This is a genomic window from Kitasatospora sp. NPDC097643, assembly GCF_040302625.1.
Lineage (GTDB): Bacteria > Actinomycetota > Actinomycetes > Streptomycetales > Streptomycetaceae > Kitasatospora.
Window position 1 is genome coordinate 66,081 of sequence record NZ_JBEOSA010000035.1, and the last position, 22,349, is coordinate 88,429.

Here is a 22,349-nt window from a genome sequence, read left to right on the forward strand (position 1 = left end):
CCCCGGCCGGCATCCCCGCCCGGGCAAACCCGCGACCCCCAGGACGGTCCGTGGCGACACCCTCCGCCGAGACGAGAACCGCCGCCCGGCCGACCCGGCCGGTGCCGACCCGGCGCACCACCGAGCTCGTGCTGGTGCTGGTCGCCGTGCTGATCGCCGTCCTCGGCTACGCCGGGGTCGGCGTCGAGCTGGACGGCGAGGTCCCGGCCGACGCGGCCGAGTACGGCGTCGCGCTGGGGGTGCTCGCCCTGCTGGCGCACGCCGTCGTCCGGTGGCGGGCCCGGTACGCGGACCCGCTGCCGCTGCCGATCGCGGTGCTGCTGAACGGGATCGGGCTGGTGGTGATCTACCGGCTGGACCGGGCCGCCCCGGGCCCCGGGGCGGCCGCCACCCAGCTGTTGTGGTCCGCCCTCGGGGTGGGGCTGTTCTGCGCGGTGCTGGTGCTGCTGCGCGACCACCGGCGGCTCCAGCGGTACGCCTACCTCGGGGCGCTGGCGGCGCTGGTCCTGCTGGTGCTGCCGATCTTCTTCCCACCGGTGTACGGCTCGCGGATCTGGATCACCCTGGGGCCGCTCTCCTTCCAGCCGGGGGAGTTCGCCAAGATCCTGCTGGCCGTCTTCTTCGCCGCCTACCTGGCGGTGCACCGGGACGCGCTGGCGCTCACCGGCCGCCGGGTCCGGCGCTGGCAGCTGCCGCGCGGGCGGGTGCTCGGGCCGGTGCTGCTGATCTGGGCCGCGTTCGTCGGCGTCCTGGTGCTGGAGACTGACCTCGGCACCTCGCTGCTGTTCTTCGGGCTGTTCGTGGTGATGCTGTACGTGGCCACCGCACGCACCGGGTGGATCGCGATCGGGCTGCTGCTGGCGGCGGTCGGGGCGGTGACGGTGGGCTGGCTCTCGCCGCACGTGCACAGCCGGGTGCACGACTGGCTGGACCCGCTCGGCTCGATCGCCGCCGGCCGGGGCGCCAACCAGATCGCCCAGTCGCTGTTCGCCTTCGCCTGGGGCGGGGAGCTGGGCGCCGGGCTGGGCAACGGGCACTCGGTGCTGATCGGCTTCGCCGCCAAGTCGGACTTCATCCTCGCCACCATCGGCGAGGAGCTGGGGCTGACCGGGCTGATCGCGGTGTTCCTGCTGTACGCGCTGCTGGTGTCCCGGGGGATCCGGACGGGCATCGCGCTGCGCGACCCGTTCGGGCGGCTGCTGGCGATCGGGCTGGCCGCGCTGGTCGGCCTCCAGGTGTTCGTGGTGGCCGGCGGGGTGCTCGACCTGATCCCGCTGACCGGGATGACGCTGCCGTTCGTCGCCCAGGGCGGCTCCTCCGTGGTGACCAACTGGATCATCGTGGCGCTGCTGGTGCGGATGAGTGACAGCGCGCGGCGCCGGCCGGCGGGGGAGGCGTGATGGCGCGGCCGCGCACGTCGGGGAACGGGCCGCAGGGGCTGCCGGGGATCTCGGTCACCGGCCGCCGGGCGGGCACCTTCTGCCTGCTGCTGATCGCGGCGCTGTGCGTGCAGGCCACCCGGGTGCAGGTGTTCGAGGCGAGGGAGCTCGACCACAACACGGCCAACCAGCGGCCCGTCATCGAGCGCTACGCGCGGCCGCGCGGCAACATCCTGGTCGGCGCGGACACCGTGACCGGCTCGGCGCCCACCGGCGGGCGCTACGACTACAAGCGGACCTACGCCGACGGCCCGCTGTACGCGGCCGTCACCGGCTACTCCTCCCAGGCGTACGGCAACACCCAGCTGGAGGGGACCGAGGACGAGCTGCTGACCGGCACCGATCCCCGGCTGGCCGACTTCGCGCTCCGGGACGCCGTCGCCCGGAAGCAGAACCCCGGCGGGGACGTCCACACCACCCTGGACCGGGCCGCCCAGGAGGCCGCGATGCGCGGGCTCGGCGGCCAGCAGGGCGCGGTCGCCGCGATCGAGCCGGCCACCGGCCGGATCCTGGCGCTGGCCAGCACGCCGTCCTACGACCCGGGGAGCTTCGCCGGCTCCTCCGGGGCCGACCAGGCGGCCTGGAACCGGCTCCAGGCCGACCCGGACCAGCCGATGCTCAACCGGGCGCTGCGCCAGACCTACCCGCCGGGCTCGACCTTCAAGGTGGTCACCGCGGCGGCCGCGCTCTCCGCCGGGGTGGTCACCGACGTCGACGCGCCCACCACCGCGCCCTACCCGTACGTGCTGCCCGGGATGACCACCCCGCTGGTCAACGACACCACGGCCTGCGACCGGCCCGGGCTGTCGCTGGACGCCGCGATGGTGCACAGCTGCAACAGCGTCCTCGGCCACCTCGGGGTGCGGACCGGGCTGGCCGGGATGGCCGCGACGGCCGCGGACTTCGGCTTCAACGACGCCCGGCTGGACATGCCGGTGCGCCCGGCCCGGTCGAACTTCGACACCCGGATGGACCAGGCGCAGCTGGCGCTCTCCTCGATCGGGCAGTTCGACACGGCGGCCACCCCGCTGGTGATGGCGATGGTCGCGGCCGGGGTCGCCAACAACGGCACGGTGATGCGTCCGCAGCTGGTGGACCGGCTGACGCGGAGCGACGGCACGGTGGTGCGGCAGCTGAAGCCCGCCGTGTACCGGCGGGCGGTGTCGCCGGAGGTGGCCGGGCAGCTGCAACGGCTGATGACCGACGTGGTGGAGAAGGGGACCGGCGGCAGCGCCCGGATCGCCGGGGCGGTGGTCGGCGGGAAGACCGGCACCGCCCAGCACGGGGTGGACAACAGCGGGACGCCGTACGCCTGGTTCGTCTCCTGGGCGAAGCCGGCCGGTTCGGACGCGGTGCCGCCGGTGGCGGTGGCCGTGGTGGTCGCGGACAGTGCCGCCACGGACGTCACGGGGGGCGCGCTGGCCGCGCCGATCGCCCGCTCGGTGATGCGGGCGGTGCTCGGTCGCTGACCCCGGCAGCACCGCTGAGCTGGGGCTTTAGCTGCTCGGCGGTCGAACTGCCGGTTGCGAAGTGTCCGGTTTGTACAGGCATATGCGCCGATTCGTACAATGCGCGCATCAAGACTGTTCGTTTGCGACACTGGTGCCTTCGCGCGGTACTGTCCCATGTTTGTTCGGTTGGTCCCTGATCGCACCCCATGAATCAGAGGTGACCGGCCGCTAGGACACCCTCCATCGCCTAGAAGGACCCCCGCTTTGGCCAGCAACACCCTCGGCGCGCGTCTGCTGCGACGCAAGCCCGTCTCGACACTGATCGCCGAGAGCGAGGGCCACGACGCCCTGCCCGCCGGCGCGCCCGAGGAGGGCGGCCGCTCCGGCATCCACCTGCGTCGCTCGATCGGCCTCTGGCAGCTGTCCTCGATCGGCATCGGCGCCACCATCGGCACCGGTATCTTCTTCGTGCTCAGCACCGCGGTGCCCTCGGCCGGTCCGGCCGTCATCCTGTCCTTCGTGATCGCCGCGATCACCGCCGGACTCACCGCGCTCTGCTACGCCGAGATGGCCTCCGCGATCCCGGTCTCCGGCTCCTCGTACTCCTACGCCTACGCCACCCTCGGCGAGGGCGTGGCGTTCGGCGTCGGCATCTGCCTGCTCATGGAGTACGGCGTCTCCGCCTCCGCGATCGCGGTCAGCTGGGCCGAGTACCTGAACAAGTTCTTCGACCTGGCCTTCGGGTTCAAGATCCCCGAGCAGCTCTCCGGCGCCCCCGGCGACGGCCACTGGTTCAACCTGCCGGCGCTGCTGCTGGTCGCCATGATCTGCATCCTGCTGGTCCGCGGCGTCAGCGAGTCCGCCAAGGTCAACGCGGCCATGGTCGCGATCAAGATCCTGATCCTGATCCTGTTCGTCGGCGTCGCGCTCACCGGCTTCCACTCCGGCAACCTGACCCCGTTCATGCCGCTCGGCATCGGCGGCGTGCAGATGGCGGCGTCCAGCATCTTCTTCTCGTTCATCGGCCTGGACGCCGTGTCCACCGCCGGTGAGGAGGTCAAGAACCCGCGCCGCACCATGCCGATGGCGATCATCATCTCGCTGGTCGTGGTGACCCTGCTCTACATCCTGGTCGCGCTGGCCGGCATCGGTGCCCAGCCGTGGGAGAAGTTCGACGGCCAGGAGGCCGGGCTCGCCCAGATCCTCCAGGACATCACCGGCCAGAGCTGGCCCGCGATGATCTTCGCGGTCGGCGCGATCATCTCGATCTTCAGCGTCACCCTCGTGGTGATCTACGGCCAGACCCGCATCCTGTACTCGATGGGCCGCGACGGCATGCTGCCCAAGCGCTTCGCCGAGCTCTCGCCGCGCACCGGCACCCCGGTCTGGAACACCATCGTGGTCGGCCTCGGCGTGGGCGCGCTGGCCGCGTTCGTGCCGCTGGACGTCCTGGCCGACATCACCAGCCTTGGCACCCTGATCGCCTTCTCGGTGGTCTCGATCGGCGTGATCGTCCTGCGCCGCACCCAGCCCGACCTGCCGCGCGGCTTCAAGGTCCCCGGCTACCCGGTGGTGCCGCTGCTGAGCATCGGCTTCTGCGCCTACCTGATCAAGGGCCTGCACGCCGACACCTTCGAGGCCGGGGCGGTCGCCCTCGCCGTCGCCGTGATCGTCTACTTCGGCTACAGCATCAAGCACTCCAAGCTGGAGCAGCAGCAGACGGAGCAGCCGGCCGAGTCGACGGATGCCCCCGTCGACAGCCGGACCAGCTGAGCCGGACGGGATTTCCGGACATGAGGGGCCGCCGATCGGTACGACACTCGGCGGCCCCTTTCGTGCCACCTCACCCACCGTGCCGTACGCCATGGCGACAGGGCGCCGCCGCCACCCATAACCTTCCACCATGGTGAGCACCCGCACGTCCGGCTTCTCCCGCCCGCGCGGCCGCTTCACCGGCCGTTCCGGCACGCCGGCCCCCCAGACCGCCGCCGGACCGCCGCCCGGATCGGGGCGGGCGCCCCGCGGCTTCTCCAGCAGACCGTTCCCCCGCCAGCGTGGCGAGAGCACCTTTCCGCCCACGCCCGATCGGCTGAATCCCGCCCACCTCGCCACGCTCCGCAGCGTCCACCTGCTCGGCTGCCTGATCGCGGCCGGCTGGGCCGCCGCCTTCCCGCTCGTCTCCGACCTGCCCAACCAGCGCCTCTGGGGCCTCGTCGCGGCCCCCTCCTACGCCCTGGCCGGGCTGCTCTGCCTGACCCTGCCGCGCCGCTTCGCGGCCCGCGCCGCCGCCGCCGTCGCCCTGCTCGGGGCCGTCCTGGTGCCGCTCGCGCTCCTCGCCGTCCACGGCCGCCACCAGTCCGAGGTGATGGTGGTCGAACGCTCGGCGCACCTGCTGCTCACCACCGGCAGCCCGTACCTGCCGCACCCGGTGGTGGTCACCGACTACAACCCGTACCTGCCGGCGATGACCCTGTTCGGGATGCCGCGCCAGCTGCTCGGCGACGGGACCGCGTTCACCCGGGTCGCCGGGGACGCCCGGATCTGGTTCGCCCTCACCTTCCTCGCCTGCCTGCTGGCCAGCTGGCGGCTGCTGCGGCCCTCCCGGGACCGCGCGCCGCTGCTGCCGCTGGCCGTGCTCACCGCCTCGCCGCTGATAGCGCTGGCCCTGGCGGTCGGCGGCGTCGACCTGCCGCTGATCGGCGTCTGCTGCCTGGCCATGGCGCTCGCCGAACGGGACCGCACCGTCGGCGCCGGGCTGGTGCTGGCGCTCGCCTGCACCCTCAAGTGGACCGCCTGGCCCGCCCTGCCGGTGGCCGTGCTGCTGCTCTGGCGGCTGTACGGGCGGCGCCCGGCCGCCCGGACCGCGCTGATCGCGCTCGGGGCCGGCCTGGCCGTGATCCTGCCCTCCGCGCTGACCCGGGCGGACGCGCTGCGCGAACAGGTGGTGCGCTTCCCGCTCGGGCTCACCGCGATCCGCACCCCGGCCGGCAGCCCGCTGCCCGGCAAGGTGCTGGCCGGCTTCGGGCCGACCGGGCACTCCGTCTCGCTGGCGCTGATGACCACCGGCGGGATCGGGGTGGCGATCTGGCTGCTGGCCCGGCCGCCGGTGTCCGCGATCGCCGCCGCCGACCTGCTGGCCGCCGGGCTGACGATCGCCTTCATGCTGGCCCCGGCCGGGCGGTTCGGGTACCTGGCGCTGCCGGTGGTCCTGGTGATCTGGCCGCGGCTGGCGGCCCGGCGGTGGAGCAGCAAGCGCCCGGCCCCGCCGCACCTGCGGCCGGAACGGCCGGAGCCCGCCCTGCCCCTGAACTGATCGGAGGCCGAGCGGGCACGTTACTCGCCCGCTCGCCTCCGGGCGGGGCGGGGCGGGCCGGATCAGCGGTTGCCGAAGGCCTTGAGGAGGGAGGCGACGGCCGGGCCGGCCGCGTCCACGCCGTGGCCGCCGCCCTGGACCTCGGCGGCCACCGCGATGTTGCCGCGGTAGGCGGTGAACCAGCTGTTGGTGACGGCCATGCCGGCGACCTCGGCGGAGCCGGTCTTGGCGCCCGCGTTGTCGGTGATGCCGGCCATCACGTCCTTGGCGGTACCGCCCTGGGCGGTGGCCGCCATCATGCCGCGGAGCTTGCCGACCGCGTCGGCGGACAGGTTGCGGGCGGCCTTCTGCTGCGGCAGCTCGGCGACCAGGACCGGCTGCTTGAACTCGCCGCTCTGCACCGTCGCGGTGATCGAGGCGATGGCCAGCGGGTTCATCTGAACCTTGCCCTGGCCGATGTAGTTCATCGCCTGCTCGTCCTTGTTGCCGCCCGGGGACGGCACCTTGCCGTCGACGTTCGGCAGGCCGGTCTTCCACTCCAGCCCGATGCCGAAGACGTCCTTGGCGGTGGCGGACAGCGAGTCGGGCTTCAGGCTGGCCAGGCCCTGGTTGATGAAGGCCGTGTTGCAGGACATCTTGAAGTCGTCCTGGAGCGTGTTGTTCGGGAAGGCGCCCGGGAAGGAGTTCGGGATCGCCTGGGCGTTGCCGCTCTTCTCCGGGCAGGCCACCACGGTGTCCGGGTTGACCCCGGCCTCCAGCAGCGCCGCCGAGCTGACGATCTTCATCGTCGAGCCGGGGGCGAGCATGCCGACGAAGGCCCGGTTCTGGCCGGTCGCGGGCCCGTTGGCGAAGGCCAGCACCTGGCCGGTGCTCGGTTCGATCGCCACGATCGAACCGGACTTGCCGCCCAGGTCGGTCATCGCCTTCTCGGCGGCGGCCTGGATCGCGTTGTCGATCGTCGTCTTGAACGGCTTGGCGGGCTTCGGCTCGACGATCGTGAACAGCTTGTCGGTGGTCTTGCTGGCCGGGTCGGTGATCACCACCGCGCTGCCCGCGTCCTGGTCCTTGTTCGGGTCCGGCGGCAGCAGCTTGTGGGCGTTGTCCTGGAGGGCGGTGAGCAGCGTCGGGGTGATCGAGGCGCCCTGCAGCGGCTTGCCGTTGCGGTCCGTCACGATGGACGAGGTGGAGAAGACCTGCTGGGTGGCGATCGTCTCGTTGCCGTTCAGGTGCGGGTGGAGCACCGTCGGCGCCCAGTGCACGGCCGGGGTGTTGTCGCTCATCTTCACGACGCTCAGGAAGCCGTTGTAGTCCCAGACCCGGTTGGTGCCGGCGAACTCGGCGCGCGCCTTGAAGCCCATCAGCACGCCGGCCGGGCCGGCCGGGGCCGAGGGGGAGGCGGTGTCGGTGGCGCCCGGGGTGCCGGTCGCCGCGGGGGTGGCCGAGGCGCCGGCGGAGGGCTTGGCCGTCCCGGCCGGGCTCGGGGTGCCGGTGGCCGAGGCGAAGGCCTGCGGGGTGGCCGGACCGGCCGGGGTCAGGGTCAGCGCGCTCGGCTTCACCTGGTCCCGGAAGGCGGCCAGCGCGGTGGTCGCCGCCGCCGGGTCGTCGGTCAGCGCGGCCGCCTTGTCCAGGTCGCCCGCCGCCCAGGCCGCCAGGAAGTCCTTGGCGCCGCTCGCCGCCTGCTCGGCCGAAGGGGGTTCGGCGACCACCGTGCGGGGCTTCTTCTCGTCGGACTTCCCGGAGCCCGAGCCGCCCACCAGGCTGTACGCGCCGTAGCCGCCGCCCGCGAGCACGGCGACGGACACGCCGCTGATGATGCCGATCTTCGCGCCTCTGCGCATGGTGCTGCTCCCCCAAGGGTCTGGCGGCGGGGCGCAACCGGCAGGGGCCGGAAACGCGGTTCGGCCCCCAGCCTAGGCAGCCCTCATCGGTACGCCGACGAAACGCCCGCCAGTTGTGACGGATCTGGTACGTGTCGCGCACCGCATACGGACGATCGCCCGGTCCGGTGTTCCGGACCCCGGCCCGGTCAGATCCAGCTGTTGAACCACATCCGCTGCCGCCAGTCGCTCATCGGGATGGTCTGCCCGGTGAACAGCGGGAAGAAGAACAGGAAGTTCCACACGATCAGCAGGACCAGCAGGCCGGCCGCCGTGGAGCCGATGATCCGGCGTTCCCGGGAGACGCCCTGCGGCCCGATCAGGGCGCCGATCAGCATCGTCACCGCGAGCACCAGGAACGGCACGAAGACCACCGCGTAGAACAGGAAGATCGTCCGCTGCTGGTAGGCGAACCACGGCAGGTAGCCGGCCGCCAGGCCGCACAGCAGCGCGCCGGCCCGCCAGTCCCGCCGGACCGCCCAGCGCCACAGGCAGTACACCAGCGCCACCACGGCCGCCCACCACAGCAGCGGGGTGCCGATGCCCAGCACCTCGCGGGCGCACTCGACGGCGGTGCAGCCGTTCGCCCCCTGCTTGGGGGACTCGTAGTAGAAGGAGACCGGCCGACCCAGGACCAGCCAGCTCCACGGGTTCGACTGGTAGGTGTGCGGGTCGCTCAGGTGGGTGTGGAACTCGTAGACCGTCGAGTGGTAGTGCCACAGGGCGCGCAGCCCCTCGGGTATCCACGGGTAGTCGGTGGACCGGCCGACCGCCCAGTCGCGGCCCCAGCCGCCCTGGCCGGGCGCGTTGCTGCTGGCGAACCAGCCCCACCAGGAGGTCAGGTAGACGACCACCGAGAGCACGACGATCGAGACGAAGGCCGGCACCACGTCCCGCCGCAGCGCCGCCAGGTACGGGTTCGGCGCGCCGGCCAGGCGGCGGGCGCCGACGTCCCAGAGCACCGTCATGGTGCCGAAGGCCGCCGCCACGTACAGGCCGCTCCACTTGGTGGCGCAGGTCAGGCCGACGCAGACGCCGGCCGCGATCCGGTACGGGCGCCAGCCCAGGTTCACCCGCTGCGCGAGCTGCGCGTTCTCCACCCCGTCGAGCAGCCGGGCCAGCCGGGCCCGGGTGCGGTCGCGGTCCAGCAGCAGGAAGCCGAAGGCGGCGAGGATCCAGAACATCACCACCAGGTCCAGCAGCGCGGCGCGGCTGAGCACCAGGTGCAGGCCGTCCACCGAGAGCAGCAGGCCGGCCACGCAGCCCAGCAGGGTGGAGCGGAACAGCCGGCGGGCGATCCGGGCCACCATCAGCACCGACAGGGTGCCGAGCAGGGCAACCGCGAACCGCCAGCCGAAGGGGTTCATGCCGAACAGGACCTCGCCGAAGCCGATGATCCACTTGCCGACCGGCGGGTGAACCACGTACGAGGCCATCGCGCGGTAGGGGACCGGCTCGCCCGGCGTCATGATCTTCTCGTTGGCGCCGTCCGGCCAGTTGATCTCGTAGCCGCCGTGCCAGAGCGCGTAGGCGTCCTTGGCGTAGTAGGTCTCGTCGAAGATGATCGCGTGCGGCTGGCCGAGGTTGGTGAACCGGAGGATCCCGGCGAACAGCGCCACCGCCAGCGGGCCCAGCCAGCCCGCCCAGCGGCACAGGAACGTCCAGAGGCCGGCCGGCACGGATATGCCCAGGCGGGACAGCAGCGGCGACGGGGGCACCACCGCCGGCGTCACCCCGGGGCCGTCCGGCATCGGCGGCACCAGGCGGTCGGCGAGCGGGACCGTCGGCCGGGCGGTGTAGCCGAACCCGGCCAGCCGCTGCCGCCACCCGGTCGGGGCGTCCGCCGGCTCCGGTACGCGGGGCGCCGGGGCCTCCGCGGTCGGCAGATCGGCCAGGCCGAGGCCACCCTGCGCGGTGTGGTCTGTACCAGTGGGCGTGCGTGCCGCCGTGTCGCCGTTCATCCGCCACATCGTAGGGGCGCACCCCAGGCGTCGGACCGCTCCCTCCGAAGCTGCCCGAATCGTCACCAAAAGCCCCCGGCCGCCGGTTGCTGGAAGGATGGGGCCCGTGACAGGAGTACTCGTTCTCGCAGGCACCCCCATCGGCGACGTCTCGGACGCCCCGCCCCGGCTGCTCACCGAACTCGCCACCGCGGACGTCATCGCGGCCGAGGACACCCGGCGGCTGCGCCGGCTCACCCAGGCGCTCGGGGTGACCCCAGCCGGGCGGGTCGTCTCCTACTTCGAGGGCAACGAGGTCGGCCGCACGCCCGAACTGGTGGAGGCGCTGCTCGGCGGCGCCCGGGTGCTGCTGGTCACCGACGCCGGCATGCCCTCCGTCTCCGACCCCGGCTACCGGCTGGTCGCCGCGGCCGTCGCCGCCGACGTGAAGGTCACCGCGGTGCCCGGGCCGTCCGCGGTGCTCACCGCGCTCGCGCTCTCCGGGCTGCCGGTCGACCGCTTCACCTTCGAGGGCTTCCTGCCGCGCAAGACCGGCGACCGGGCCCGGCAGCTCGCCGGCATCGCCGCCGAGCCGCGCACCATGGTCTTCTTCGAGGCGCCGCACCGGATCGCCGAGGCGCTCGCCGCGATGGCCGAGGCCTTCGGCGCCGACCGGCCCGCCGCCGTCTGCCGCGAGCTCACCAAGACCTACGAGGAGGTCAAGCGCGGGCCGATCGGCGAACTGGCCGCCTGGGCCGCCGAGGGCGTCAAGGGCGAGATCACCGTCGTCGTCGCGGGCGCCCCGCCGGCCGCGCCGCAGGAGCTCACCCCCGCCGAACTGGCCCGGCTGGTGGCCGTCCGGGAGGAGGCCGGCGAGCGCCGCAAGGAGGCCATCGCGGCGGTCGCCGTGGAACTCTCGCTGCCCAAGCGGGAGGTGTTCGACGCGGTGGTCGCGGCGAAGAAGGAGGGCCTGGACGGGGGGCCGAAAAAGGGGTGAAATCCGGGGGTTGCGGGACCGGTGGGGACGCGTACCTTGGAGTGAAGGCCCCGGTAAACACCCGTTGAGCTGAAGCTTCGACCGCGGATTCCGCAGCGGATCCGGCCCTTCGTATAGGGCTCGCCAATCCGCGTCCAAGTCTTCACAAGCACGGCATCGGTCGGGGCGGTCCGGGCATTTCCTGGGAAGGAAAGACCCAGCCGGGCGAGCGCCCGGCGGGCGCTGGGAGACGACTATGAGCGACATCGTCGGTAACCCTCGCGGTGGCAACGCGCTGAGCGACCCCGGCCTGACCGGCCGGCCGCACACTCCCGTCGAGACCGTCCGGGAGGCCTACTCCTTCGCGTGCCTGAAGTGCGGGTACGCCTGGGAGCAGGCGTACGACATCGAGCACCACGTGGCCCGGGACGGGCACGTCGTGTTCGAGTACCACGCCAACGGCGTCCGGGTGCCGTCCCCGCTGCTCAAGCCGACCTGCCCGGGGTGTGGCGGACACACCGTCCGGATCATGCGCGAGGGCCGGGCGGCCGTCGCCGACCAGCCCTGGCAGCACGCGCCCGGCTACTCGGCCCACGCCGAGCCGGCCGGGGCGCCCCCGGTGCCGGAGCCCGCGGAGCCGCGCGGACGCTGGGCCCGGTTCTGGTCGCGGCTGCTGGGCTGACACCGGGAGCGCACGCCGGGGGCCGCTCCGTGAAACGCGGTCGAGGGCGGCCCCCGTACGCGACTAAGCTTGCCGACCATGGCGGCCACTGCAGACCACAGCACCACCGGGGCGACCACCCCCGCGTACTACGTTTCCACTCCGATCTACTACGTCAACGATCGCCCGCACCTGGGCCACGCGTACACCACCGTGGCGGGCGACGTCCTCACCCGCTGGCACCGCCAGCGCGGCGAGAAGGTGTGGTACCTGACCGGCACCGACGAGCACGGTCAGAAGATCCTGCGGACCGCCGAGGCCAACGGGGTCACCCCGCAGGAGTGGTGCGACAAGCTGGTCGAGGAGGCCTGGAAGCCGCTCTGGCAGCACCTGGAGATCGCCAACGACGACTTCATCCGCACCACCCAGGAGCGGCACACCGCCCGGGTGCAGGAGTTCGTCCAGGACCTGTTCGACAAGGGCGAGATCTACAAGGGCGGCTACTCCGGCCCGTACTGCGTCGGCTGCGAGGAGTACAAGCTCCCCGGCGAACTGCTCGACGGCGCCACCGAGGGCGAGAAGCTCTGCGCCGTGCACAAGCGCCCGGTCGAGTGGCTGGAGGAGGAGAACTACTTCTTCCGCCTCTCCGCGTACGGTCCGAAGCTGCTGGAGTTCTACGCCGCCAACCCGGACTTCATCCAGCCCGCCTCGGCCCGCAACGAGGTGCTGCGCTTCGTCGAGCAGGACCTCAAGGACCTCTCGATCTCCCGCTCCACCTTCAACTGGGGCGTACCGCTGCCCTGGGACGAGAAGCACGTCCTGTACGTGTGGGTCGACGCGCTGCAGAACTACATCACCGCGGCCGGCTACGGCAGCGACCCGGAGCGCTTCGCCGAGCTGTGGCCGGCCTCCGTCCACCTCGTCGGCAAGGACATCCTGCGGTTCCACGCCGTCATCTGGCCCGCCATGCTGATGGCCGCCGGGCTGCCGCTGCCCAAGCGGGTCGTCGCCAACGGCTGGCTGATGGTCGGCGGCGAGAAGATGTCGAAGTCCAACCTGACCGGCATCTCGCCCACCGACCTCACCTCGCACTTCGGCGTGGACGCGTACCGCTACTACTTCCTGCGGGCGATCCCGTTCGGCACCGACGGCTCGTTCTCCTGGGAGGACTTCACCGCCCGGTACACCTCCGAGCTCGCCAACGACTTCGGCAACCTGGCCTCCCGGGTCGCCGCGATGGTCGGCAAGTACTACGACGGCGTGCTGCCCGCCGCCACCGCCGCGGGCGAGGCCGAGCAGGCCGTGGCCGACGGGCTGACCAAGGCCGTCGAGACGGCCGACCAGAAGATCGGCGAGGAGCTGGACTTCGCCGGCGGCATCGCGGCGGTCTTCGAGTTCGTCAAGCAGGTCAACGGCTACCTCACCGAGCAGGAGCCGTGGAAGGTCGCCAAGGACGACTCGGCCGAGGGCCGCGCCCGGCTGGCCACCATCCTCTACACCGCCGCCGAGGCGCTGCGCGCCACCGCCGTCCTGCTCAACCCGCTGATGCCGTCCACCGCCGAGAAGCTGTGGGCCTCGCTCGGCGCCGCCGAGGGCCTCGGCGCGCTGTCCGAGCAGACCATCGCCACCGTGGCGGACTGGGGCCGGCTGCCCGTCGGGGCCACCGTCACCAAGGGCGAGATCCTCTTCCCGCGGCTCGAAGAGAAGCCCGCCGCCTGATGTCTCCCAAGGACGACCGCGCCACGCCGCCGCCGCTGCCGGAACCCCTGGCGGTGGCGGTGGCCGACTCGCACACCCATCTCGACATGCAGTCGGGCACGCCGGCCGAGGGCCTGGCCCGCGCCGCCTCGGTCGGGGTCACCACGGTCGTCCAGGTGGGCTGCGACGTGCCCGGCTCGCACTGGGCCGCCGAACTGGCGGCCCAGTACGAGCAGGTGCACGCCGCCGTCGCGCTGCACCCCAACGAGGCGCCGCGGATCTACCTCGGCGACCCCGACGGCTGGTCCGGGCAGCGGCGCCCGGCGGGCGGCGCCGCCGCACTGGACGCCGCCCTCGCCGAGATCGACGCGCTCGCCGCGCTGCCGCACGTCCGCGCGGTCGGCGAGACCGGGCTCGACTACTTCCGGACCGGGCCGGAGGGCGTGGAGATCCAGAAGGAGTCGTTCCGCCGCCACATCGAGATGGCCAAGCGGCACGGCAAAGCCCTGGTCATCCACGACCGGGACGCGCACGAGGACGTCATCGCCGTCCTGCTCGCCGAGGGCGCGCCGGAGCGGGTGGTCTTCCACTGCTACTCCGGCGACGCCGAGATGGCGAAGCTGTGCGCCGAGCACGGTTGGTACCTGTCGTTCGCGGGCCCGGTCACCTTCAAGGCCAACCAGCCGCTGCGCGACGCCCTCGCCGTCACCCCGCTCGACCGGATCCTGGTCGAGACCGACGCCCCCTTCCTCACCCCGCACCCCTACCGGGGCCGGCCCAACGCCCCGTACCTGATCCCGGTCACGGTGCGGTCGATGGCCGCGACGCTGGGACTGCACGAGGACGAGCTGTCCGCAGCCATCGCGGCGAACACGGCCCGGGCCTTCGGGTAAGGGCGTCTACCTGCCCGTCGCCCAGCACGAAAAGGTGCTCCGCACCTCGGTGCCCTACCCCGTGGAGATCGACCTCGCGGCGGTCGTCGAACTCTGAGTGCGGCTCGCGCCCGTATCCTTGGCGCGTGAGCACCACCGACCCCACCTCTGACAGCCATGCCGACAGCCACCTGCTGGGCGCCGCCGACATCCGGGAGCTGGCGGCCGCGTTCGGCGTGAAGCCGACCAAGCAGCGCGGGCAGAACTTCGTCATCGACGGCAACACCGTGCGGCGGATCGTCCGGGCGGGCGGGGTGACGGCCGAGGACTCGGTGGTCGAGGTCGGCCCCGGGCTCGGGTCGCTGACGCTCGCGCTGCTGGAGGTCGCCAAGCACGTCACCGCGGTGGAGATCGACCCGGTGCTGGCGCAGCACCTGCCGGACACCGTCGCCGCCCGGATGCCCGGCAAGGTCGACAGCTTCGACCTGGTGTTCAGCGACGCCATGGAGGTCACCGAGCTGCCCGGCCCGGCGCCCACCGCGCTGGTCGCCAACCTGCCGTACAACGTGGCCGTGCCCGTCCTGCTGCACATGCTGGCCACCTTCCCCAGCATCGAGCGCACCCTGGTGATGGTGCAGAGCGAGGTCGCCGACCGGCTCGCCGCCAAGCCGGGCAACAAGGTGTACGGCGTCCCGTCGGTCAAGGCCAACTGGTACGCCGACGTGAAGCGGGCCGGCGCCATCGGGCGGAACGTGTTCTGGCCCGCCCCCAACGTCGACTCCGGGCTGGTCTCGCTGATCCGCCGCGAGCCGCCGAAGACCACCGCCAGCCGCGCGGAGGTGTTCGCCGTCGTCGACGCCGCGTTCGCCCAGCGGCGCAAGACCCTGCGGGCCGCCCTGGCCGGCTGGGCCGGCTCCCCCGCCGGTGCCGAACAGGCGCTCGCGGCCGCCGGGATCGACCACAAGCTGCGCGGCGAGATGCTGACGGTGGAACAGTTCGCCGCGATCGCCGAGCACAAGCCGGAGGCCGGAGCAGCGTGATCACCGTACGGGTACCGGCCAAGGTCAACGTCCAGCTGGGGGTCGGCGGGCTGCGCGCCGACGGCTTCCACGGCCTCGCCAACGTGTTCTTCGCCGTCGCCCTCGGCGACGAGGTGACGGCGTCGCCGGTTCCCGCCGGGGAGGGCGTCACGCTGACCTGCTCCGGGCCGGACGCCGGAGTCGTCCCGCTCGACGACAGCAACCTCGCCGCCCGGGCCGCCCGGCTGCTCGCCGCCCACCACGGCATCGCCGACCCCGGCGTGCACCTGCACATCGCCAAGGCCATCCCGGTCGCCGGCGGCATGGCCGGCGGCAGCGCCGACGGTGCGGCGGCCCTGGTCGCCTGCGACGCGCTGTGGCAGCTCGACACCCCGATGGAGACGCTGCTGGAGCTGGCCGCGGAGCTGGGGTCGGACGTGCCGTTCGCCCTGCTCGGCGGCGTCGCACTGGGCCGCGGCCGGGGCGAGATCCTGGAACCGCTGCCCGTCGAGGGCACCTTCCACTGGGTCTTCGCGGTTGCCGACGGTGGGCTGTCCACGCCGGCGGTCTTCCGCGAGTGCGACCGGCTGCGGGAGGAGGCCGGCACCGGCTCCGGCGAGTCCGACGTCCCCGAGCCCGACGCCGAGCCCGCGCTGCTCGCCGCCCTCGCCGACGGCGACGCCGTCGCGCTCGCGGCCGCGCTCACCAACGACCTCCAGCCCGCCGCGCTCTCGCTGCGGCCCGCGCTGGCCGCCACCCTGCGGGCCGGCACCGAGGCGGGCGCGCTCGGCGCGCTCGTCTCCGGCTCCGGGCCGACCTGCGCGTTCCTCGCCAAGGACGCGGACGGGGCCGCCGCCGTCGCCGAGGCGCTGCGCGCCTCCGGTACCTGCCGTACGGCGCACGCCACGTACGGGCCGGTGCCGGGGGCTGGGGTGCTGGCGTAGCTCGGGCCCGTGGGGGCGGGGTGCTGGCGTAGGCGGGGCCGGGGGTGCTGGCGTCGGTCGGGGCCGGGCCCCGGGGTGCTCACGTGACGCGGTGAGGGTGCTGCGGCGGGCCCATTAGGCTGGGGAGATCGGGGCGTCCCCGACAGGGGTGCCCGGCCGTGCACGGCGGGCCGCCCCGCGACCGCCGAACCCAGGAGCGCAGCACACGTGGCCGTCAACCTCGCCACCATCGAGTCCGTCACGAAGGTCTACGGCACCCGCACCCTCCTGGACGGGGTCAGCCTCGGCGTCAGCGAGGGCGACCGGATCGGCGTCGTCGGGCGCAACGGTGACGGCAAGACCACCCTGATCCGGATGCTCGCCAAGCTGGAGGAGCCGGACGGCGGGCGGATCACCCACGCCGGCGGGGTGGAGATGGCCGTCCTCACCCAGCACGACTCGCTCGACCCCGAGGCCACCATCCGGCACGAGGTGATCGCCGACCGGGCCGACCACGAGTGGCTCGGCGACGCCCGCATCCGCGACATCATCGAAGGCCTCTTCGGCGGCCTCGACCTGCCCGGCTTCGCCGACGGCCTGGACACCGTCATCGGCCCGCTCTCCGGTGGCGAGCGCCGCCGGATCGCCCTCGCCAAGCTGCTGCTCGGCTCGCCCGACCTGATCGTCCTCGACGAGCCCACCAACCACCTCGACGTCGAGGGCATCAACTGGCTCGCCCAGCACCTGCAGAAGCGCCGCTCCGCGCTGGTCTGCGTCACCCACGACCGCTGGTTCCTCGACCAGGTCTGCACCCGGATGTGGGACGTCCAGCACGGCGCCGTCCACGAGTACGAGGGCGGCTACTCCGACTACGTCTTCGCCCGCGCCGAGCGCTCCCGGATCGAGGCCGTCGAGGAGCAGAAGCGCCAGAACCTCGCCCGCAAGGAGCTCGCCTGGCTGCGCCGCGGCGCCCCCGCCCGTACCTCCAAGCCGCGCTACCGCATCGAGGCCGCCAACGCCCTGATCGCCGACGTCCCCGAGCCGCGCGACAAGAGCGAGCTGATGAAGTTCGCCAACGCCCGGCTGGGCCGGACCGTCTTCGACCTGGAGGGCGTGACGGTCAAGGCCGGCCCGAAGCTGCTGCTGGAGAACCTCACCTGGCAGCTCGGCCCCGGCGACCGGATCGGCCTGCTCGGCGTCAACGGCGCCGGCAAGACCTCGCTGCTGCGCGCCCTGCGCGACGCGTACGCCTCCGAGGGCGACGTGCAGCCCGCGTCGGGCGTGGTCAAGGTCGGCAAGACCGTACGGCTCGCCTACCTGTCGCAGGAGGTCGCCGAGCTCGAACCGACGACCCGGGTGCTCCAGGCCGTCGAGCAGGTCCGCTCGCGGGTCGACCTCGGCAAGGGCCGGGAGATGAGCGCCGGTCAGCTGTGCGAGCAGTTCGGCTTCGGCAAGGACAAGCAGTGGACGCCGGTCGGCGACCTGTCCGGTGGCGAGCGGCGGCGCCTGCAACTGCTGCGGCTGCTGATGGACGAGCCCAACGTGCTCTTCCTCGACGAGCCGACCAACGACCTCGACATCGAGACGCTCAACCAGCTGGAGGACCTGCTCGACGGCTGGCCCGGCTCGATGGTCGTCATCAGCCACGACCGGTTCTTCATCGAGCGGACGACGGACGTCGTGCACGCGCTGCTCGGCGACCGGAAGATGCGGATGCTGCCCGGCGGGGTGGACGAGTACCTGGAGCGGCGCGCGCGGATGGCCGAGGCGGCTGCTGCCGCTTCCGCTGCTGCTGCCGCCGCCACCTCCGGTGCGGCTGCGGCGGCCGCCGAGGCCGCGCCCGCGCTGTCGGGCGGGGACCTGCGGGCCGCGAAGAAGGAGATGCAGAAGCTGGAGCGGCAGATCGCCAAGCTGGACGAGAAGGAGTCCAAGCTGCACGCCCAACTCGCCGAGCACGCCGCCGACTTCTCCAAGGTCGCCGAGCTGGACGCGCAGCTTCGGGGCGTCCGGGAGGAGAAGGAGGAGCTGGAGATGAGCTGGCTGGAGCTCGCCGAGCAGGTCTGACGGGGTGGTGCGGCCGGTGGGAACTGCGTTGAGCTGAGCAGGGTTTCGAGTTCGTCCTGGTCGTAGGAGCAGGTCCCGGCGCCGGTTGAGGGGCTGTACGTGTCAAGTTCGTACCGATCGCGCGCGGGTGGGCCAAGGGCCCTGCCCGTCCGACGGGGGCGGTGGCTACGATTACGGAGGCGAAAACCGCCCCCAGGTCGGGCGGTGCGCCGATCAGGACGATACGACCGAGAAGTTGACGGTGTGTTGCGGCCGGCGGCCCCCGGGTTTCCCCGGGGGTGCCGACCGTACGGGGGAGAGGTGAACTGCTGTGGCAGGAGAGGTTCCACCGGGCTCGGGGACGGGTTCAGGCACGGGGACGGGAACGGGGACCAACCCGGCTCCGCCCGGTGACGTCACGCCCTTCACGCTCAACCACATGTGGGGGTTCGGGCCGGCCATCAGCACCATGCAGACGTACGTCAGTGCTGGTGACCTGGTGTCGGCGTTCGGCAAGCAGGACGTCAAGATCGAGCTCGACACGCTCACCGCGTTCGCGAAGAAGATCGAGGCCCTGCTCGCCGCGATGGACGGCTCCCCGGCGGCGCCGTACCAGCTCCAGGAACAGAAGCTGGCCCAGGCGAGCTTCGCCAGCGGGGACTCCTCGTCGTTCACCGAGGCGACCGCCCTGAACTCCGCGTACGACAAGGCCCACGCGCAGCTCGTGAAGCTGCACAAGGACTTCGTGTCGCAGATCCAGGCGATGCGGGACGCGGTCTCGGATACGGCGGGCAATTACTCGACCAACGAGAACCACACGACGGCCGCGCAGAACGCCGTCGCGAAGAACGCGGGCGTTGCCACCCCGGCGGCCGGACCGGACGGGCCCGCGCCGAAGACGAAATACACCTACTGATGGTGGTCTGGGGAGAGACCCACGGGGAAACGGGGAGCAAGTAGTGGCAGACACAACGAACTTCGAGGGATTCGACCACGACAAGCTGCGGAAGCTGGTCGCCGACACGGACCCGTCAACGGTCCTGAGTCGGGGCACCCACTTGCAGTCGGCGGGCCGTGTTCTGAAGGAACTGAGCGAGGCGCTCAAGTCGCACATCGGCAGCGTCCAGTGGGAGGGGCCGGCCGCGGACAGCTTCAAGAGCTGGGCCGGTAACCTTCAGCAGTCGGCGTTGATCCTCGGCGACTACTCCACGACGGCGGGCGACGCCATGCACCTGGCCGGCGAGGCGCTGAGCACCGCCAAGGCCGCGGTGCCGGAGGCTCCGCACACGGAGATCGCGATGGTCAACCGGCACAAGGCCCAGTCGCCCTTCGTCAACGTGCCCCAACTCGCGGTCGGTCAGACCGTCGACGCCTACATGAAGACGGTCAACCCCAAGTGGGTGACCGGACCCGAGGCCGCGGCCGCCGAGGCGAAGGTCCAGCAGGAGCACCAGGAAGCCGTTCTCCAGATGGAGAAGCTGGCGCAGGCGTACAGCGCGGCGACGACGCAGCTGAACGGGTTGGCCCCGGATGTGGCGCTGCCAGGGACGCCGGGGGCTACCAATCAGAACGACTCCGAGGCTGCATCCCGCGGTGGTGGCGAGGGCGGCTCCAGTTACGGCGGTTCCGCGCGTAGTGGTCGAGTGAGCGGCGGCAGCACCGGCGGGAGCTACAGCCCGTCTGGCGGAGGCTTCGTCAGTGGTGGATCGGTCCCCATCCACCAGCCCGGGTCGGGCCCGCAGGGGCCGTCCGGGCCGGGGCACACCGACCCGATTCCGCCGCACGGTGGTGGCGGGCAGGTGCCGCCGCCTCCGCATGACCCGGGTTCCTCGACGCCGCCGTCCCTCCCGTCCGACCCGATCAATCGTCCTGGCACTGGTCTCGACAGCCTGCCGACCGTGCCGACCCTGCCGGGTCCGACCGGTTCGACCGGCCCGCTCGGTCCTGGTGGCAGCGGAAGCCTGCCGCCGGACGCTCTGGGCGGTCTTAGCGGATACCAGGGCGGGCCGGGAAGCGGGCCCGGTGGATACCCCGGTGGCATTCCGGGCGGTGGTCCGGTGGGCGGATTCCCCGGTGGGTCGGTCCCGGCACGAAGCGGTGGCTCCGTGCCGGGCAAGAGCGGCGGTTCGTTCCCGGGCCGCACCCCCATCAACGGCGGTTCGGTGCCCGGAAAGGGTGGCACCTCGGGGCTTCCCAGCGGGACCGTCTTCGGTGCTCGTGAGGCCCAGGCAGGTCGGGGCGGAACGGCCAACGGCATGGGGGGGATGCACCCGGGCGGTATGGGCGGCCACGGCGTCGGTGGTTCGGGCGGCAGCACGCGCGGCCGGGGTCTGACCTCGACCAGTGGCGGGACGGTCGGCGGGCGCAAGGGACCCACCGCCGGTGGCGAGTTCACGCCGGGTGGTACGGGCCTGCGTCGGGCGGGTGCTGCGGGGGCCGCCGAGGGCGGTGGCCGCGCCGGCCAGAACGGCATGATGGCGCCCGGCATGGGTGGCGGGGCCGGCCGGAACGAGCGTGACCGGCGCAAGCGGGCCGACTACCTCCAGGAGGACGAGGAGACCTGGACCGCCGGAACGCCGCACAGCAACCCGGACGTGGTTGAGTAAGACGGCAACGGCTGCCCGGCCACTGGGGCTTCCCAGTGGCCGGGCAGACCTGTTCTGGGCACCCCTCCCGGTCGACGGGGAAACTGACGAGGAGTTGTGATGGGGCGGACGAACACGCGAGTTCGTTGGCGGGTGTTTGCTGCAGCACTCCTGGCTGCGGGAGTTGTGGTCGGCCCGGTCACGACGCCTGCGGTTGCGGATGACACGGTTCGTGAACGGCAGTGGCACTTGGACGCCATGCACGCACCGGAGATGTGGCAGGTTTCCAAGGGGCAGGGCATCACTGTCGCGGTGATCGATGGAGGATTCAGGCTCGATCACCCGGACCTGGTGGGGCAGTTTCTCCCGGGTAAGGACTTCAGCGGTAGTCCTGGTGGTGTGGGGTCCTTCAACGATGGACACGGCACGGAGATGTCCAGCCTGATTGCAGGAACCGGTCGGGGTGTTGGGGGAACGGGCGCCTATGGCTTGGCGCCGGCGGCCAAGATCCTTCCCCTCAAAATCAACAATGGAGCGGCCGGAGCGCCGACTTCGGCTGAATTCCTCGACCAGATCGGGCAGGCCGTGAATTATGCGGTCGATCAAGGTGCGAAGGTCATCAACATCTCGCAAGGGATGGCTGCGGCTAGGACCTCTCCGGGCGACGTGGCCAAGCTGGACAGGATCCTCGCGACGGCAAGGGCCAAGGGCTCTCTCGTGGTTGCCAGTGTCGGGAACGAAGCCCAATCTGGGAATCCGCTGTCGTATCCGGGTGGACTGCCCAATGTTGTCGGTGTCGGGGCCTCGGACCGGAACGGAACTGTAACGGCCGAATCGGAGTACGGTCCGCACGTCGTTCTTGTTGCGCCGGGAATGGACATGTTCGCGGCCTGCACGTCTTCGACGGAATACTGCAAGAGTCACGGCACATCCGATGCGGCGGCTCTGGTTTCCGCCTCTGCGGCCTTGGTGTGGTCGGTGCACCCGAACTGGACGGCGAATCAGATTCTGCGGGTGCTGATCAATACGGCCAGTAAGGCGACCAATGGAGCGACTCGCACCGATGACGGTGGCTATGGCGCGGTACGGCCTCGCATCGCCCTGACGGACCCGGGCGACCCCGGTCCGGCAGATGTGTCCCCGATCCCGGTGGCGACGCCTTCGCCGTCCGCACCCGCGTCGCCCTCCTCGACCCCGTCGGCAACCGCCTCGGCCGCACCGAGTTCGAGCGACGCGCCCGTGGCGGCGCCCAGCGCCGAGCCGAAGGTGGCGGACAAGACGTCCGACTCGGGCAGCTCGCTGCCGATCGTCGCTGCCGTGGTGGCCGGGCTGGTGCTGGTGGCCGGGGCGGTGTTCGTGCTGGTCCGTCGACGGAAGACCGTTGAGCAGGCGCCGCAGGCGGCGCACGTTCCGCCGGTGCCGCAGCAGGCCGGGGCGGCGACTCCGCCGCCGCCTCCCCCGTCGTACGAGCCGCCGGCTCCGTCGGGGGACAACCCGTACACGAGGTAGCCGCGAGGCTGACATCGACCGCCCGGCCGTCGGGGTGCACCCC

The 22,349-nt window shown here is 72.2% G+C and carries 16 protein-coding genes; 14 read left to right on the plus strand and 2 right to left on the minus strand.

Features of this window, described 5'->3' with window-relative positions:
• Positions 1 to 50 precede the first annotated feature (50 nt).
• The 4 genes from ABTY15_RS22695 (at position 51) to ABTY15_RS22710 (ending at position 6,203) form a co-directional block, all read left to right on the plus strand.
• Positions 51 to 1,400 (plus strand): FtsW/RodA/SpoVE family cell cycle protein, encoded by a 1,350-nt coding sequence (locus ABTY15_RS22695; RefSeq protein ID WP_350596931.1) that lies wholly within the window; start codon positions 51 to 53, stop codon positions 1,398 to 1,400.
• Positions 1,400 to 2,908 (plus strand): penicillin-binding transpeptidase domain-containing protein, encoded by a 1,509-nt coding sequence (locus tag ABTY15_RS22700; RefSeq protein WP_350596936.1) that lies wholly within the window; start codon positions 1,400 to 1,402, stop codon positions 2,906 to 2,908. Before ABTY15_RS22695 ends, ABTY15_RS22700 begins: the two co-directional genes overlap by 1 nt.
• Positions 2,909 to 3,154: 246 nt before the next feature.
• Entirely contained in the window at positions 3,155 to 4,663 is a 1,509-nt protein-coding gene (locus ABTY15_RS22705; protein ID WP_350596940.1) for an amino acid permease, read from the plus strand.
• A gap of 130 nt (positions 4,664 to 4,793) precedes the next feature.
• Positions 4,794 to 6,203, plus strand: a complete 1,410-nt coding sequence (locus tag ABTY15_RS22710) for a glycosyltransferase 87 family protein (protein ID WP_350596946.1) — start codon at positions 4,794 to 4,796, stop codon at positions 6,201 to 6,203.
• 62 nt (positions 6,204 to 6,265) lie between these two features.
• On the opposite strand, the gene ABTY15_RS22715 is transcribed toward ABTY15_RS22710, so the two are convergent.
• The gene (locus tag ABTY15_RS22715) at positions 6,266 to 8,041 is read right to left on the minus strand and encodes a penicillin-binding transpeptidase domain-containing protein (protein WP_350596949.1); all 1,776 of its coding nucleotides are present in this window, start codon (positions 8,039 to 8,041) and stop codon (positions 6,266 to 6,268) included.
• A gap of 188 nt (positions 8,042 to 8,229) precedes the next feature.
• Positions 8,230 to 10,041 carry a dolichyl-phosphate-mannose--protein mannosyltransferase gene (locus tag ABTY15_RS22720; protein WP_350596953.1) on the minus strand — a complete coding sequence of 604 codons (1,812 nt, stop codon included), beginning with the start codon at positions 10,039 to 10,041 and terminating at the stop codon, positions 8,230 to 8,232.
• Positions 10,042 to 10,147: 106 nt separating this feature from the next.
• Here ABTY15_RS22720 and rsmI point away from each other — a divergent pair, with 106 nt between their 5' ends.
• The 10 genes from rsmI (at position 10,148) to ABTY15_RS22770 (ending at position 22,306) form a co-directional block, all read left to right on the plus strand.
• On the plus strand, positions 10,148 to 11,017 hold the full coding sequence (gene rsmI / locus ABTY15_RS22725) for a 16S rRNA (cytidine(1402)-2'-O)-methyltransferase (protein ID WP_350596959.1): 870 nt from the start codon (positions 10,148 to 10,150) through the stop codon (positions 11,015 to 11,017).
• 235 nt (positions 11,018 to 11,252) lie between these two features.
• Positions 11,253 to 11,678 (plus strand): hypothetical protein, encoded by a 426-nt coding sequence (locus tag ABTY15_RS22730; RefSeq protein WP_350596962.1) that lies wholly within the window; start codon positions 11,253 to 11,255, stop codon positions 11,676 to 11,678.
• Positions 11,679 to 11,756: 78 nt separating this feature from the next.
• Complete coding sequence (metG, locus tag ABTY15_RS22735; RefSeq protein WP_350596967.1) at positions 11,757 to 13,376, plus strand: methionine--tRNA ligase; 1,620 nt, start codon at positions 11,757 to 11,759, stop codon at positions 13,374 to 13,376.
• A complete protein-coding gene (locus ABTY15_RS22740; RefSeq protein ID WP_350596971.1) occupies positions 13,376 to 14,248 on the plus strand; it encodes a TatD family hydrolase in 873 nt (290 codons plus the stop codon). Before metG ends, ABTY15_RS22740 begins: the two co-directional genes overlap by 1 nt.
• A 125-nt stretch (positions 14,249 to 14,373) precedes the next feature.
• Positions 14,374 to 15,267 (plus strand): 16S rRNA (adenine(1518)-N(6)/adenine(1519)-N(6))-dimethyltransferase RsmA, encoded by an 894-nt coding sequence (gene rsmA, locus ABTY15_RS22745; protein ID WP_350596975.1) that lies wholly within the window; start codon positions 14,374 to 14,376, stop codon positions 15,265 to 15,267.
• Positions 15,264 to 16,190, plus strand: coding sequence for a 4-(cytidine 5'-diphospho)-2-C-methyl-D-erythritol kinase (locus tag ABTY15_RS22750; protein ID WP_350596979.1), 927 nt, complete (start codon positions 15,264 to 15,266; stop codon positions 16,188 to 16,190). Before rsmA ends, ABTY15_RS22750 begins: the two co-directional genes overlap by 4 nt.
• A gap of 207 nt (positions 16,191 to 16,397) precedes the next feature.
• On the plus strand, positions 16,398 to 18,233 hold the full coding sequence (locus tag ABTY15_RS22755; RefSeq protein ID WP_350596983.1) for an ABC-F family ATP-binding cassette domain-containing protein: 1,836 nt from the start codon (positions 16,398 to 16,400) through the stop codon (positions 18,231 to 18,233).
• Between the two features lie 418 nt (positions 18,234 to 18,651).
• Positions 18,652 to 19,128 carry a DUF2563 family protein gene (locus tag ABTY15_RS22760; RefSeq protein ID WP_350596986.1) on the plus strand — a complete coding sequence of 159 codons (477 nt, stop codon included), beginning with the start codon at positions 18,652 to 18,654 and terminating at the stop codon, positions 19,126 to 19,128.
• Positions 19,129 to 19,171: 43 nt separating this feature from the next.
• The gene (locus ABTY15_RS22765) at positions 19,172 to 20,818 is read left to right on the plus strand and encodes a WXG100 family type VII secretion target (RefSeq protein ID WP_350596990.1); all 1,647 of its coding nucleotides are present in this window, start codon (positions 19,172 to 19,174) and stop codon (positions 20,816 to 20,818) included.
• A gap of 99 nt (positions 20,819 to 20,917) precedes the next feature.
• Positions 20,918 to 22,306, plus strand: a complete 1,389-nt coding sequence (locus tag ABTY15_RS22770) for a S8 family serine peptidase (RefSeq protein ID WP_350596992.1) — start codon at positions 20,918 to 20,920, stop codon at positions 22,304 to 22,306.
• Positions 22,307 to 22,349 lie beyond the last annotated feature (43 nt).

Coding starts and splice junctions, on each gene's coding strand:
- ABTY15_RS22700 (WP_350596936.1), top strand. CDS start 1,400: ATGGCGCGGCCGCGCACGTCGGGGAACGGGCCGCAGGGGCTGCCGGGG.
- metG (WP_350596967.1), top strand. CDS start 11,757: ATGGCGGCCACTGCAGACCACAGCACCACCGGGGCGACCACCCCCGCG.
- ABTY15_RS22710 (WP_350596946.1), top strand. CDS start 4,794: ATGGTGAGCACCCGCACGTCCGGCTTCTCCCGCCCGCGCGGCCGCTTC.
- ABTY15_RS22740 (WP_350596971.1), top strand. CDS start 13,376: ATGTCTCCCAAGGACGACCGCGCCACGCCGCCGCCGCTGCCGGAACCC.
- ABTY15_RS22760 (WP_350596986.1), top strand. CDS start 18,652: ATGTGGGGGTTCGGGCCGGCCATCAGCACCATGCAGACGTACGTCAGT.
- ABTY15_RS22720 (WP_350596953.1), bottom strand. CDS start 10,041: ATGAACGGCGACACGGCGGCACGCACGCCCACTGGTACAGACCACACC.
- ABTY15_RS22715 (WP_350596949.1), bottom strand. CDS start 8,041: ATGCGCAGAGGCGCGAAGATCGGCATCATCAGCGGCGTGTCCGTCGCC.
- ABTY15_RS22730 (WP_350596962.1), top strand. CDS start 11,253: ATGAGCGACATCGTCGGTAACCCTCGCGGTGGCAACGCGCTGAGCGAC.
- ABTY15_RS22770 (WP_350596992.1), top strand. CDS start 20,918: ATGGGGCGGACGAACACGCGAGTTCGTTGGCGGGTGTTTGCTGCAGCA.